The following is a 14,202-nucleotide window of genomic DNA, read 5'->3' as shown; positions in this document are numbered from 1 at the left end:
ATTTTTTAACAAAAAGAGAAACTAAGAGAACCCAATGGCTCGACAAACACCCATTCAACGCTATCGCAATATAGGCATAGTCGCTCACGTAGATGCTGGTAAAACTACCACCACTGAGCGTGTGCTTTTCTATACCGGTATTTCACACAAAATTGGTGAAGTACACGACGGCGCTGCAACAATGGATTGGATGGAGCAAGAACAAGAGCGCGGCATTACGATTACCTCAGCCGCTACCACTTGTTTTTGGTCGGGCATGCAGCAGCAATTTGATCAGCACCGCATCAATATTATCGACACGCCAGGGCACGTAGACTTCACCATTGAAGTGGAACGTTCGTTACGTGTGCTTGACGGCGCGGTTGTTGTGTTTTGTGGTTCGTCTGGTGTAGAGCCGCAATCAGAAACAGTTTGGCGTCAGGCAAATAAATACGCAGTGCCTCGCTTAGTGTTTGTCAATAAAATGGACCGTGCGGGTGCTGACTTTGATCGCGTTGTAGGACAAATTAGAAAACGTCTTGGCGCAACTTGCGTGCCTATTCAATTAAACATTGGCGCAGAAGAAGAATTTAAAGGTGTAATTGATTTAATAAAAATGAAATCAATTAACTGGAACGACGCTGATAAAGGCGTGACTTTCACCTATGAAGACATTCCTGCAGACCATCTAGAAAAAGCGCAACAGTTTCGGATGGAAATGGTAGAGGCTGCGGCTGAAGCCAACGATGAGTTAATGGACAAATACCTAAACGGCGAAGAATTAAGCGAAGCTGAGATAAAACAAGGTTTACGTGCGCGTACACTAAATAATGAAATCGTGTTAGCAACCTGCGGCTCAGCTTTTAAAAACAAAGGTGTGCAAGCAGTATTAGACGCTGTGGTCGATTTCTTACCATCACCAACCGAAGTTAAAGCAATTACAGGTATATTGGACGATGGTAAAGAGACTGAAGCCGAACGGCACTCTGACGACAACGAACCGTTTGCAGCCTTAGCATTCAAAATAGCCACCGACCCCTTCGTTGGCACACTGACTTTCTTCCGCGTATATTCGGGTGTGATGAAAACCGGTGATGCTGTGTATAACCCAATTAAAGGCAAGAAAGAACGCATTGGTCGCATGGTGCAAATGCACGCAAACGATAGAGCCGAACTCAAAGAGGTTTATGCCGGAGATATTGCCGCGGCGATTGGATTAAAAGACGTTACAACTGGTGAGACATTATGTTCACCAACGAACATAATTACTCTTGAAAAAATGGACTTCCCGGATCCGGTTATTTCAATTGCGGTTGAACCGAAATCGCTTGCCGACCAAGAAAAAATGGGTATAGCGTTAAATAAACTTGCTGCAGAAGACCCTTCATTTAAAGTACATACTGATGATGAGTCGGGCCAAACGATTATTTCTGGTATGGGCGAGCTGCACTTGGACATTATTGTTGAGCGCATGAAGCGCGAGTTTAATGTTATGTGTAACGTAGGTAAGCCACAAGTTGCTTATCGAGAAACGATTCGCAAGAGCGTTGAAGCAGAAGGCAAGTTTGTGCGCCAATCAGGCGGCAAAGGCCAATTTGGCCATGTTTGGTTGCGTATCGAGCCACAAGAAGAAGGCGCTGGCTTTACCTTTGTTAACGACATTGTGGGCGGTACAGTACCAAAAGAATTTATTCCAGCTGTAGAAAAAGGCTGCGAAGAACAGCTACAAAATGGCGTGCTAGCAGGGTATCCTATGCTAGATATTAAAGTCACTTTGTTTGATGGTTCGTATCATGATGTTGACTCTTCAGAAATGGCGTTTAAAATTGCTGCTTCTATTGGGTTTAAAGATGGTGCAGCAGCGGCTAGTCCGGTGCTATTAGAACCAATGATGAAGGTTGAAGTAACCACTCCTGAAGACTGGATGGGTGATGTTGTTGGTGACATCAATCGCCGTCGAGGAATGGTAGAAGGTATGGAAGACGGTGTAGCAGGCATAAAGATTGTGCGCGCTAAGGTACCGCTTTCGGAAATGTTTGGTTATGCCACATCTTTGCGTTCACAAACGCAAGGCCGTGCGTCATACTCAATGGAGTTTTATAACTATGCGGAAGTTGCCAGTAATGTAGCGCAAGCTATAATAAACGTTCGCATGTAAATATTATATTTGAATTGGTCCGGTCTAATGTTGGAACGGGCGTTAAACTTAGGAAATAAAAGCAATGGCAAAGGCAAAGTTTGAACGTACGAAACCGCACGTCAACGTTGGTACAATCGGCCACGTCGATCACGGTAAAACGACTTTAACAGCAGCAATCACTTCAGTTTTAGCGAAGACATATGGCGGCGCAGCTCAAGCATTCGATCAAATCGATAATGCACCAGAAGAGCGTGAGCGTGGTATTACTATTTCTACATCTCACGTTGAGTATGACACTCCTACACGTCACTACGCACACGTAGATTGTCCTGGACACGCCGATTATGTTAAAAACATGATTACTGGTGCTGCTCAAATGGACGGTGGTATCTTGGTTGTTGCGGCAACTGACGGTCCTATGCCACAAACACGTGAGCACATCTTGTTAGGTCGCCAAGTTGGTATTCCTTACATGATCGTATTCATGAACAAATGTGACATGGTAGACGACGAAGAATTACTAGAGCTAGTAGAAATGGAAGTTCGTGAACTTCTTACTGAATATGAATTCCCAGGTGATGACTTACCAGTAATTCAAGGTTCAGCACTTAAAGCACTAGAAGGCGACCCAGTATGGGAAGCAAAAATCATTGAGTTAGGCGAAGCTTTAGATAACTATATCCCAGAGCCAGAGCGTGACATCGACAAGCCGTTCATTCTTCCAATCGAAGATGTATTCTCAATTTCAGGCCGTGGTACAGTTGTAACTGGTCGTGTTGAGCAAGGTATTGTTAAAGTTGGTGAAGAAGTAGAAATCGTTGGTATTAAAGATACCACTAAAACGACTTGTACTGGTGTTGAAATGTTCCGTAAGCTTCTAGACGAAGGTCGCGCTGGTGAAAACGTTGGTGTTTTACTACGCGGTACTAAGCGTGAAGACGTAGAGCGTGGCCAAGTATTGGCTAAGCCAGGTTCAATCAATCCACACACTAAGTTTGAAGCTGAAGTATACGTACTAAGCAAAGACGAAGGTGGACGTCATACGCCATTCTTTAAAGGTTACCGTCCACAGTTTTACTTCCGTACAACTGACGTAACAGGTGCTGTAGAGCTACCTGAAGGCGTAGAAATGGTAATGCCTGGTGACAACCTTAAATTCGTAGTAGAGCTAATTGCTCCAATCGCGATGGATGAAGGCTTACGCTTTGCAATCCGTGAAGGTGGCCGTACAGTAGGCGCCGGTGTTGTAGCTAAGATTTTAGACTAATACAACATCCTAAAGAACTGAAAGGGCCGCTTTATAAGCGGCCTTTTTTTTACTTTTTCAGACAACTGCTTGTTTGTGTTAAATCTTTAGTTTGTCAAATGGACTGGTATCATCGGCAAAACGTTCACCGATTACATGCGTATACATTTCGGTCGTTCTGATATCACTATGCCCCATTAACTCCTGTAGGGTTCTAATGTCTGTACCAGCACGTAACATTTCAGTAGCAAATGAATGGCGGAAAGTGTGAGCACTAATTTTTTTATTTACTTTTGAAGCGGTGACTGCTTTACGTAGTTGTTTGCTAAAAGATGTAGCGTGCAAATGATGACGACAAATATACCCATCATAGGGATGGACACAACGAGTCGTTGAGGCAAAGACATATTGCCATTTAAGATCTTGTAAAGAACGTGCATACTTTTTATGTAAACTAGGTGGCAGTGAAGTATCACCGAAACCCTCAGCCAAATCTTTTCGATGTATTTTATCTACTTTAGCGATTTGCTTCTTAAGTGGCTCAATTAAGCTCTTTGGTAAAATTGATATTCTGTCTTTTTGACCTTTACCCCTGAACACAAAAATAGTTTTGTTATCAAAATCAATGTCTTTTATACGTAATTTTAAGGCTTCACTAATCCGTAACCCTGCCCCGTACAAAATACCCGCAATCAATAAATGGACACCATGCAAATGGGAAATTACTTGAGTTACTTCATTTGTTGACATAACCGTAGGAAGACTTTTTGGTTTTTTGCTATAGCCAAATTCCAAATCTCCAACTTCTAAATTTAAAATATTTTTATACAAAAAAACAAGAGCACATAAGGCCTGATTTTGAGTAGAAGCGCTGACTTTTTCAGTATTTGCTAAATGAGTTAGAAACTCAGATATGTCTTTACCACCCATCTTTGAAGGGTGTTTATATTTGCGAAAACGAATGAAACTTTTTACCCAATAAATGTATGCCTTTTCTGTTTTAAGGCTGTAACGTTTTGTACGCATAAATTGCCTAACATCATCTATAAACCGAGACAAAGAAGAACTCCATTTCTAATCATCAAAACCTAACTACACAACAGGTAAGACGTCTTTAATTATTTGCTAAGAGCTGCTAATGCTCTGATATTGTTAGTATAAAAATTTTCATGGATAAAATAACGGGAAAACCTACTATTAAAAACGTATAGATAAACCCAGCAGCTCCCACTCAGAATTCGCTGGACAATATTGCTCCAAACGTTGTATAACAACTGGCATATTATATTTTGAACAAGATGGAATCTACTGACCTTTAGTATTTATTGTGGGTTCTGTCTAATGAGTTGTTAATTGCCCCGGTTTTTTCTAGATAAGGGAAAGATTTATTAAGCATTAGCAACAATATCTTATCCGTTCTGCAAGATGCGCGAGCATAGATAAGTTGTCGAAACTTCTTTTTAATTTGATACAAAAGGAGGTTGTTTTTTCAAGGTTGTTTGTCGGCAGGCTGTGAATTTGCATTATTCGTCAACACTCAGTAGATTTAAAAAAGAGTAAACTAAAAGTGCGAGCCGCTAGGTAATATTTAAATCGCTGCAGTTTCACAGGAACGCGCTTAATGAGAGTGCTTTTCGTCGTCGTTTGGTGGTTTTATTGAGGGTAGCTTCGCTAACGCTACGCAACAAGGATTTAAGGGAGTAAATTATGCGGGCAAGAATTAACAAAAGCATGAAACGGATTTTGGCAAGAGCGGCCAAAACCGCTTATGCAAGTTGTTATATGCCTCTATGAATAATTCACAATGGAGTAACTCGCAAAGCGCAACTAAAATGTTAGCTGGGCTAAGCGATCAAAGTCGAAAAAAACACAAAGTTGAACTTCAATTATTTTTTATTGATTGCTGTAATTCTTATTTACATTTATTGCCTCATAAAGAGTTTCGAGAAGCACTAAACTTAGCTGAAAAATACGCCGCTGATTTAATTCCAGTGGAAAAGGTTAGGGAATATAACTGGTATACTGAAAGTGCGGTTTTTTCTATGGACTACGATACGGATACAGATAAAAATTTAGATATTTATGAAAATATCGAAAAAACATTAAGTTTAGCGAATATATTGGACGCTCGTTTATTTGCTATATCGCTAGGGTATTTTATAGATTGGACTAGTTTATATTTAAGTGATTTTGACGGAAAAGTTAATAGTGATTATGAGCGGTTTTGGGATGCAGATCTTCTTCGGAAAAGAATTCATGCGCCTTTTTAAACAAACGGCATATAACAAAAGAATGAAGACGGATTTGTCACAAAAGCGGTGCCAAACCGCTTATTCAAAGTGTTGGTATGACTCTTCATGTCAAATAAAACGAGCAGATCCCGCCTTTTTTTTCAAAGCTTCTTAATTACAAAATAAATTGAGTTAATGCATCAGATGAAGCCAGTAATATTCGTCGGTTATCTTTGCTGGTATACGTGGGTTGCTAGTTGCCTAGCCTATCCAACCTTACTGTTTGCGACGTTGTACCTATCTTCTCTCTATGCTCGGGGATTATTGTAAGCCGTAGCCATCAATACCAATCCAACACTTGTCGAAGGTTGTACCGCTTCCGCGGCCTGACCCAACACATTAACTCAAAACCTTTTATGATGCCGGCGTGCGCTACGCAGGCACTCTTGCTAATCGTTTGCGAATATCAACAGCAGGCAACACAATTTGCTTAGCAATCGCCCAAATATAGGCCACCATTTCTCTAGCAATAGCCACTTTAATGACGTTGTGATGTTTACCTTTCTGCATCAATCTTTGATAGCGCTGACACAGCCTAAGCTGTGCTTTCCAAGCGGTATCAATCACTATTTTAGGCAATCCTTCTTGTCGCCGTTGATGCTCTTTAGACACTTTTGCGGGGTGACGATAACTTTGCGCACCCTCGATTAATAGTCGTCGTGCCCGAACATTACCAGTTTTAGTAATGTTGCCGAGTTTTCGCTTGTCGCCACTAGAATGCTCACTAGGTACTAAGCCTAAAAAACTCATGAGTTGTCTAGGATGCTCAAATCGAGTGAGGTCACCTAGTTCAGCCACCATACCAGCAGCGACGAGCAAGGCGACACCGCGCATGGCTTGAACGGCTTTCACAACGGGAAAGTATCGCCACTGCAGAATGTGGTGAGCAAGTTGATTGTCTAGCCGTTCAAGCCGAGCAATCCGCTCACCAATGGTATTGAGACTTTCTTGCAACACAATGTGCTGAGCGGGATGGGGCAGCACTAACTCAGCCAACCATCGTAAATGTTTAGCCGACCAATTTGCGGTGCCAGGGTAGTTAATGTCATTGCGCAGTAGTAACGCTTTTAATTGTCTTCGGGCATCATTTAAGTCCCGCATAGCAATTTCACGGATGCGAGATAAATCTCTGACGGCTTCATCTTCGGGCTCGGGAACGTAGATGGGTGACACATCACAGTTCTTTACAGCATAAGCGAGCTTGAGAGCATCACGCTTATCTGTTTTGATTTTATCACTGGGTTTTTTAGGAATGAGTGATGGCGCAACAACGTAACATGGGTGGCCTAAGGAAGTAATAAGCCGGTATATCCAATACCCACAAGGGCCTGCTTCATAAACAAAATGCAAAGTCGCATTAGGAAACTTAGATTCAAATTGTCGAATAAGCTTTTTAATCGACGCTTTTGCGGTGGCAATTCTGCCATGCTGGGTCGCCTTACCTTGAAACCCATCTTCTAGCGAAGCGACTTCAATAAACTCTTTATGAGTATCCATTCCAACGAAAACTATGCTATTTTTAGTCATGCTGACCTCCAGTATTTAATGGTTCGAACATTAATTATGGCTCTGGTCTCGTTTTAAACGCAACTAACCCACGATATCTGGAGGTCAGTACCTTATGAAGAGTCATTATGTCTAACTGTTGTTCCCGTCCTTTAACTTAAATGATTGGGTGTTGAGTTTTAGATAGAGGTTGTCTGTTCAAGGTAGTTTCAGAGGCCGACAATCATTGGTAGTTTTCAATGCAATGCCTACCTACCAACTAGGCTGTTTTTGCATTGAGAATTGTTGCGGCAAAATCACGTGTTGTTTGAGGTAGGGTTGTTTCAGAGGCCCGCCTATTTTTGTTTTTTTCAATATTCAGCCTGCCTAACAACAAGGTTGTTTTTGTGATGACAAGGGTTGCGGAAAAATCTAATGTTGTTTCAACAAGGTTGTTACCGAAATCGTACTAATGCCGCCATCAAGGTTTAAACCTTAGCAAGGATGTTTTAGAGTGAATAAAAGAAATCAACAATACTGTGACTATTTAGCATCTTGGCGCGAGGCAACAAGTTGCTTACGCTCAGTGGTTGCAGTTAACAAAACAATCAAGCGGATTTTGGCAAGAGCGGCCAAAACCGCTTATTGTAAGCGTTAACTCGGGGTAGTATGAACATTGATAAACTTTTGAGTAAACGGCAACACAACGTTCAGGAGCAGAATGAAATTTTAAAGAATAAAATTGCTTCTGAGGCTATATACTGGAGGCAAAATGGTATACCAGCGCCTTTGGAGAATGCGTTTAAGTCTTACCAAGTGGATATGAGCTCTAGTATAGTTTTGGACTACGAACAAGATTTTCCTGGAATTTGCACTGATGAAGGCATACTCCTAACTTCAACTGGAGAGTTTTTTAAGTTTGAGGCTGATTTGACACCAGATCGAACAAAGCTCATTGAGCTCTATGAATTTGAAGACATAACAAACGAGTTTAAAATTACCGCTCACGCAAAGGGGACGGGAGCTACATGGGGTTATCTTGCAATAGAGGCATTAAATGAAATCAATTGCAGATTTGAGAAGAGTTAACAAAATGATGAAGACGGATTTTCACGAAGAGCGTGTGAAAACCGCTTATCAAAAGTGTTAACTGTTGTTCCCGTCCTTTAACTTAAATGATTGGGTGTTGAGTTTTAGATAAAGGTTGTCTGTTCAAGGTAGTTTCAGAGACCGACAATCATTGGTAGTTTTAAATGCAATGCCTGCCTACCAACTAGGCTGTTTTTGCATTGAGAATTGTTGCGGCAAAATCGCATGTTGTTTGAGGTAAGGTTTTTTCAGAGGCCCGCCTATAGTCGTTGTTTTAAATATTCAGCCTGCCAAACGACAAGGTTATTTTTGCGGTGAACAACGGTTGCGGAAATTCGCTTGTTGTTTTTATTAGGTTGTTTCCGAAATCGTACTAATGCCAACATCGAGGTTTAAACTTTAGCAAGGATGTTTTAGAGTGAATAAAAGTAATCAACAATACTGTGACTATTTAGCACCTTGGTGCGAGGCAACAAGTTGCTTGCGTTCAGTGGCTGCAGTTAACAAAAGCATGAAGACGGATTTGTCAGAAGAGCGCTGCCAAACCGCTTATGCAAAGTGTTAATTGCCCCGGTTTTTTCTAGATAAGGGAAAGATTTATTAAGCATTAGCAACAATATCTTATCCGTTCTGCAAGATGCGCGAGCATAGATAAGTTGTCGAAACTTCTTTTTAATTTGATACAAAAGGAGGTTGTTTTTTCAAGGTTGTTTGTCGGCAGGCTGTGAATTTGCATTATTCGTCAACACTCAGTAGATTTAAAAAAGAGTAAACTAAAAGTGCGAGCCGCTAGGTAATATTTAAATCGCTGCAGTTTCACAGGAACGCGCTTAATGAGAGTGCTTTTCGTCGTCGTTTGGTGGTTTTATTGAGGGTAGCTTCGCTAACGCTACGCAACAAGGATTTAAGGGAGTAAATTATGCGGGCAAGAATTAAATCGGGTAGCCAGAGGTTTCTAACCTCCAGCCCCCACAACACCCTGCATGCGGCTCCGCACAGGGCGTTTCACTTAGAATGATGAAGTGGAATCCAACCATCACGCAGCGAATAAAGCCCTTCAGATTTTAAGTAATCAAGCGATAATGCTTGATTGATCCCTGGAGATTTAGCGCTACGCCATGGCCCTTTGCTGGTAGTGCCACTCGCCACTGCGGCGTTTATATTTGCGCCCAACTTCAATAGCATACTTATTTTGGTGCGTGGTTTTCGCCACTGTCGCCAGTAGGCCATTCTTACTCTGCGCCTGATCCAATGAGTCTGAGATCGACGCATCGTTGATAGCCACTCGCTATTCCAAAATAATTTATCCAGCCTCGTAAATATTGGCTGAGTTTATAAAGTTGGTAACGCATCGACACGCCCCAGTTGCGGTTCGTTAACCTTCTGACCTGTTGCTTAAACTTCAGCACGGTCTTGGGATGCCAATGAATGTGTCCTCCCTTGAATGTGAATCCAAGGAACTTGCTTTCATTGGTCTTAACGACGTGGCTTTTGACCGAGTTAACGATCAGTTTCAGGTGGTGACTCAGGAATCTGCTGATGCTGCCCAGCACGCGTTCACCCGCACGAGGTGACCTTACCAATATTGTGAAGTCATCCGCGTAGCGGGCAAACTTGTGACCTCGTTTCTCAAGTTCTTTGTCCAAAGGGTCGAGCATGATGTTCGCTAAAAGCGGCGATAAAGGACCGCCTTGAGGGACACCTTCTCGGCTTTCACTATAAAACTGGTTATCGATAACCCCAGCTCGCAAGTAGCGTTTAATCAATTTAAGCAATCGCTTATCCTTAACTTTATAGCCAAGGTAAGTCATGAGTAAATCGTGATCAACGCGGTCAAAGAACTTAGACAGATCGACATCAACTGCAAAACGGCGTCCCGTTTTAATAATGCCCTGTGCCTGTTTCACCGCTTGTTGCCCATTTCGCTCCGGCCTAAACCCAAAACTGTTGTCTGAGAAGGTTGGGTCGAAAATAGGCGTTAGCACTTGCGCAATTGCTTGTTGGATAACCCTGTCGATGACGGTAGGAATACCCAATTGGCGTTTACCGCCATCGGGTTTATCAATTTCCACGCGCCTAACAGGTGAAGGTTGGTATTGTTCTGAACGAAGCTCAGTCATAATACGTTTCCAATTACCCGCTTTTGCCCAAGTCGGGAAGTCATCAATGGACATACCATCAATGCCAGCGGCTCCCTTATTGGCTCGAACCCGTTTCCATGCAGACAGAATATTGTCTGCTTGAAGAGTACGTTCAAGTAAATCTACACCAAAGGCTGGCTGCTCATCAATACGCTGAGTCACGTCGCTACCGTTCGGCATTCGTGTGTTCAAGTTTAACAAGGCTCCTCCTTTATTCTATGTGTTTCGGCCTTCACCGTGTCCCAACCATTACGATGGGCATTTGGCTACTATGCCGTCTGCTGACTTCTGCTTAATCACCTTCAAGGTTGCCCCTAAAAGCGCTGTCGGTTTTCATCTTTTCGCTTTTACTAGTCGATGACGCTAGTAAACCTAGGCACTTATATACCAGAGCCTGACTGGTTATTTACCGATCGCTTGTTAAGCAGATCTCCCCAGATAAGGACGTGAACTTTCCCTGCACTGCTGCATCATTTACGGTGGCCGTTAAATCACATGGCTTCGATATCTTTGGCTATCTCGCCTCCAGCCTACGCCTCATATGATGTTCTTGTTCATCAGCTCGCAGTTTTGCGTCCGGCTTCCTTCAGACAATCCCTCGCGGTTTTGCCCTTGCCATTCGCTAGTAGTTAGCGTTTAATAACAATCAAGTTAAGTAAACGGTGACTTTCCTACAGAGGACTTTCACCTCATTAGTTCACGCCCATGCTGGGCGTACCAAAAGCATGAAACGGATTTTGGCAAGAGCGGCCAAAACCGCTTATGCAAGTTGTTATTTCTCTAGAGGTTTATGAAAATATTCAAAGTAGTTTTGATATTAGTATTTGGAACTTTGTGTTTTTTATTCGGGAGTTTTTGGACACGAATGCAACTACTCGAATCTAGTCCAGTAAAGCTAACCCAGCCACTAACATTGCAAGCGACTCCAGATCAAGTTGGCCTTTTACCAGAGGGCACTACACTTTATTCATATTCAAGTGGCCCGAGCACTGAGACATATGTAGTATTTATTAACTCACAAAATCTAATGATTGTAGAGCCAATTAAATTTCCTAATTTCATGACGGTTGACCCACTTTATGGTTATATCGATAGCGAGAAATAACAAAATGATGAAGACGGATTTGCCACAAAAGCGGTGCCAAACCGCTTATCAAAAGTGTTATATTTCAAGGTGATTAAATTGCGATTATTGCTTTTTTTAAGTTTAAGCTTTGTCACTGTATTTTGCCTAGCGAGCTCAGTTGTGTCAAAACTATCATTAGAAGATTCGGAAGAGTTTGGTTTAAAAGTGCAGGAAAATATTGAAGGTAATTTTCAAGTAAGTGTTCCATATAAAGTAGAAGAATGCACTATCATCGCTATTGAAACAATATTGCTAGCAGATGGCACGTTTATATTACATAGCGAATTGGCAAACACTTCAGAGTTAAGTGAGCTCTATTCGTCTTACATTATATTTGATCCACTAAGTAACTATGATTTGCGCGTTGGAGCTAGATACAAGTGCGCTAGTCTGCCAACTAAATATTACGACTTTGGTTCATTTAAAACTTTAATGTCCTTGAAGAATGAAATATAACAAATACATTAACCGGATTTTGGCAAGAGCGGCCAAAACCGGTTATGTAAGGTGTTGGTATGACTCTTCATGTCAAATAAAACGAGCAGATCCCGCCTTTTTTTTCAAAGCTTCTTAATTACAAAATAAATTGAGTTAATGCATCAGATGAAGCCAGTAATATTCGTCGGTTATCTTTGCTGGTATACGTGGGTTGCTAGTTGCCTAGCCTATCCAACCTTACTGTTTGCGACGTTGTACCTATCTTCTCTCTATGCTCGGGGATTATTGTAAGCCGTAGCCATCAATACCAATCCAACACTTGTCGAAGGTTGTACCGCTTCCGCGGCCTGACCCAACACATTAACTCAAAACCTTTTATGATGCCGGCGTGCGCTACGCAGGCACTCTTGCTAATCGTTTGCGAATATCAACAGCAGGCAACACAATTTGCTTAGCAATCGCCCAAATATAGGCCACCATTTCTCTAGCAATAGCCACTTTAATGACGTTGTGATGTTTACCTTTCTGCATCAATCTTTGATAGCGCTGACACAGCCTAAGCTGTGCTTTCCAAGCGGTATCAATCACTATTTTAGGCAATCCTTCTTGTCGCCGTTGATGCTCTTTAGACACTTTTGCGGGGTGACGATAACTTTGCGCACCCTCGATTAATAGTCGTCGTGCCCGAACATTACCAGTTTTAGTAATGTTGCCGAGTTTTCGCTTGTCGCCACTAGAATGCTCACTAGGTACTAAGCCTAAAAAACTCATGAGTTGTCTAGGATGCTCAAATCGAGTGAGGTCACCTAGTTCAGCCACCATACCAGCAGCGACGAGCAAGGCGACACCGCGCATGGCTTGAACGGCTTTCACAACGGGAAAGTATCGCCACTGCAGAATGTGGTGAGCAAGTTGATTGTCTAGCCGTTCAAGCCGAGCAATCCGCTCACCAATGGTATTGAGACTTTCTTGCAACACAATGTGCTGAGCGGGATGGGGCAGCACTAACTCAGCCAACCATCGTAAATGTTTAGCCGACCAATTTGCGGTGCCAGGGTAGTTAATGTCATTGCGCAGTAGTAACGCTTTTAATTGTCTTCGGGCATCATTTAAGTCCCGCATAGCAATTTCACGGATGCGAGATAAATCTCTGACGGCTTCATCTTCGGGCTCGGGAACGTAGATGGGTGACACATCACAGTTCTTTACAGCATAAGCGAGCTTGAGAGCATCACGCTTATCTGTTTTGATTTTATCACTGGGTTTTTTAGGAATGAGTGATGGCGCAACAACGTAACATGGGTGGCCTAAGGAAGTAATAAGCCGGTATATCCAATACCCACAAGGGCCTGCTTCATAAACAAAATGCAAAGTCGCATTAGGAAACTTAGATTCAAATTGTCGAATAAGCTTTTTAATCGACGCTTTTGCGGTGGCAATTCTGCCATGCTGGGTCGCCTTACCTTGAAACCCATCTTCTAGCGAAGCGACTTCAATAAACTCTTTATGAGTATCCATTCCAACGAAAACTATGCTATTTTTAGTCATGCTGACCTCCAGTATTTAATGGTTCGAACATTAATTATGGCTCTGGTCTCGTTTTAAACGCAACTAACCCACGATATCTGGAGGTCAGTACCTTATGAAGAGTCATTATGTCTATATTGCAAGGAAAGTCCCGTGACCCTGAACAGCAAGATAGAGGCAATTTTCTATCCAGATCAATACCCAACTCGGAAAAATGAAGACGCCTTGGATAGCACTACTTTGATAAAGGGGCGAGGTTTATCTAGGTACGTGATTCATATCCAGTCTTTTGATAATGACGTGACAGTAGAAACTCAAATTGAAAATGCAAGAAAGGTCATCTTTAAACGAACGAAGGCTTGCTGGATTTTCAGAGAAGTTGGTGCATGTGTTATCTTTTCTTCATCTAAGTTGCCTGCGATAGCAAAAGATTCTCTAGAGATTGATAAAACAGGACTGCATGCTGTAATCATCCAAGGTGTACATATCGTTTCCAAAGATGGAGAAAATTTGTACAATCAAAGTAAGTGGTTTCATAAAACTTTTGGTAAATCGCAAGATGTCGTGGAGGCATTGCGTGGAATTGCAATATAACAAAACAATCAAGCGGATTTTGGCAAGAGCGGCCAAAACCGCTTATTGTAAGTGTTGGTATGACTCTTCATGTCAAATAAAACGAGCAGATCCCGCCTTTTTTTCAAAGCTTCTTAATTACAAAATAAATTGAGTTAATGCATCAG

The 14,202-nt window shown here is 42.1% G+C and carries 11 protein-coding genes and 1 pseudogene; 8 read left to right on the top strand and 4 right to left on the bottom strand.

Annotated elements, in window-relative coordinates; genetic code table 11:
- The first annotated feature begins 34 nt into the window (after positions 1-34).
- Complete coding sequence (gene fusA, locus AC0L6H_RS21910; RefSeq protein ID WP_473391560.1) at positions 35-2,137, top strand: elongation factor G; 2,103 nt, start codon at positions 35-37, stop codon at positions 2,135-2,137.
- 64 nt (positions 2,138-2,201) lie between these two features.
- On the top strand, positions 2,202-3,386 hold the full coding sequence (tuf, locus tag AC0L6H_RS21905) for an elongation factor Tu (protein ID WP_473391558.1): 1,185 nt from the start codon (positions 2,202-2,204) through the stop codon (positions 3,384-3,386).
- 78 nt (positions 3,387-3,464) lie between these two features.
- Here the strand turns inward: tuf and AC0L6H_RS21900 are convergent, their stop codons facing one another.
- The gene (locus tag AC0L6H_RS21900; RefSeq protein WP_473391557.1) at positions 3,465-4,424 is read right to left on the bottom strand and encodes an integron integrase; all 960 of its coding nucleotides are present in this window, start codon (positions 4,422-4,424) and stop codon (positions 3,465-3,467) included.
- Between the two features lie 731 nt (positions 4,425-5,155).
- Here AC0L6H_RS21900 and AC0L6H_RS21895 point away from each other — a divergent pair.
- The gene (locus AC0L6H_RS21895; protein WP_473391556.1) at positions 5,156-5,635 is read left to right on the top strand and encodes a hypothetical protein; all 480 of its coding nucleotides are present in this window, start codon (positions 5,156-5,158) and stop codon (positions 5,633-5,635) included.
- 393 nt (positions 5,636-6,028) lie between these two features.
- Here AC0L6H_RS21895 and AC0L6H_RS21890 read toward each other — a convergent pair whose 3' ends face one another.
- Positions 6,029-7,183: an IS110 family RNA-guided transposase gene (locus AC0L6H_RS21890; RefSeq protein ID WP_473391525.1), complete on the bottom strand. Its 1,155-nt coding sequence runs from the start codon at positions 7,181-7,183 to the stop codon at positions 6,029-6,031.
- A gap of 627 nt (positions 7,184-7,810) precedes the next feature.
- Here AC0L6H_RS21890 and AC0L6H_RS21885 point away from each other — a divergent pair.
- Together AC0L6H_RS21885 and AC0L6H_RS21880 are read left to right on the top strand one after the other, a co-directional pair.
- Positions 7,811-8,230 carry a hypothetical protein gene (locus AC0L6H_RS21885; RefSeq protein WP_473391554.1) on the top strand — a complete coding sequence of 140 codons (420 nt, stop codon included), beginning with the start codon at positions 7,811-7,813 and terminating at the stop codon, positions 8,228-8,230.
- Between the two features lie 418 nt (positions 8,231-8,648).
- Complete coding sequence (locus tag AC0L6H_RS21880) at positions 8,649-8,795, top strand: hypothetical protein (RefSeq protein WP_473391553.1); 147 nt, start codon at positions 8,649-8,651, stop codon at positions 8,793-8,795.
- Positions 8,796-9,235: 440 nt separating this feature from the next.
- Here the strand turns inward: AC0L6H_RS21880 and ltrA are convergent.
- Positions 9,236-10,572 (bottom strand): annotated as a pseudogene (gene ltrA, locus AC0L6H_RS21875) (group II intron reverse transcriptase/maturase).
- A 664-nt stretch (positions 10,573-11,236) separates the two neighbouring features.
- Between ltrA and AC0L6H_RS21870 the strand changes: the two are divergent.
- On the top strand, positions 11,237-11,476 hold the full coding sequence (locus AC0L6H_RS21870; RefSeq protein ID WP_473391551.1) for a hypothetical protein: 240 nt from the start codon (positions 11,237-11,239) through the stop codon (positions 11,474-11,476).
- A gap of 141 nt (positions 11,477-11,617) precedes the next feature.
- On the top strand, positions 11,618-11,953 hold the full coding sequence (locus AC0L6H_RS21865; RefSeq protein WP_473391550.1) for a hypothetical protein: 336 nt from the start codon (positions 11,618-11,620) through the stop codon (positions 11,951-11,953).
- Positions 11,954-12,328: 375 nt separating this feature from the next.
- On the opposite strand, the gene AC0L6H_RS21860 is transcribed toward AC0L6H_RS21865, so the two are convergent.
- Positions 12,329-13,483 carry an IS110 family RNA-guided transposase gene (locus tag AC0L6H_RS21860; protein ID WP_473391525.1) on the bottom strand — a complete coding sequence of 385 codons (1,155 nt, stop codon included), beginning with the start codon at positions 13,481-13,483 and terminating at the stop codon, positions 12,329-12,331.
- A gap of 132 nt (positions 13,484-13,615) precedes the next feature.
- On the opposite strand from AC0L6H_RS21860, the gene AC0L6H_RS21855 reads away from it, so the two are divergent.
- The gene (locus AC0L6H_RS21855; protein ID WP_473391548.1) at positions 13,616-14,056 is read left to right on the top strand and encodes a hypothetical protein; all 441 of its coding nucleotides are present in this window, start codon (positions 13,616-13,618) and stop codon (positions 14,054-14,056) included.
- Positions 14,057-14,202: the final 146 nt, after the last annotated feature.

It is taken from the genome of Glaciecola sp. G7-5, assembly GCF_055808975.1.
The sequence above is the reverse complement of the archived record's forward strand: the minus strand, read 5'-3'. Positions and strand labels throughout refer to the sequence as shown.

Excerpts from the sequence above, each read along its gene's own strand:
- fusA (WP_473391560.1), top strand. The coding sequence starts at position 35 with ATGGCTCGACAAACACCCATTCAACGCTATCGCAATATAGGCATAGTC.
- AC0L6H_RS21890 (WP_473391525.1), bottom strand. The coding sequence starts at position 7,183 with ATGACTAAAAATAGCATAGTTTTCGTTGGAATGGATACTCATAAAGAG.
- AC0L6H_RS21895 (WP_473391556.1), top strand. The coding sequence starts at position 5,156 with ATGAATAATTCACAATGGAGTAACTCGCAAAGCGCAACTAAAATGTTA.
- AC0L6H_RS21885 (WP_473391554.1), top strand. The coding sequence starts at position 7,811 with ATGAACATTGATAAACTTTTGAGTAAACGGCAACACAACGTTCAGGAG.
- tuf (WP_473391558.1), top strand. The coding sequence starts at position 2,202 with ATGGCAAAGGCAAAGTTTGAACGTACGAAACCGCACGTCAACGTTGGT.
- AC0L6H_RS21860 (WP_473391525.1), bottom strand. The coding sequence starts at position 13,483 with ATGACTAAAAATAGCATAGTTTTCGTTGGAATGGATACTCATAAAGAG.
- AC0L6H_RS21870 (WP_473391551.1), top strand. The coding sequence starts at position 11,237 with ATGCAACTACTCGAATCTAGTCCAGTAAAGCTAACCCAGCCACTAACA.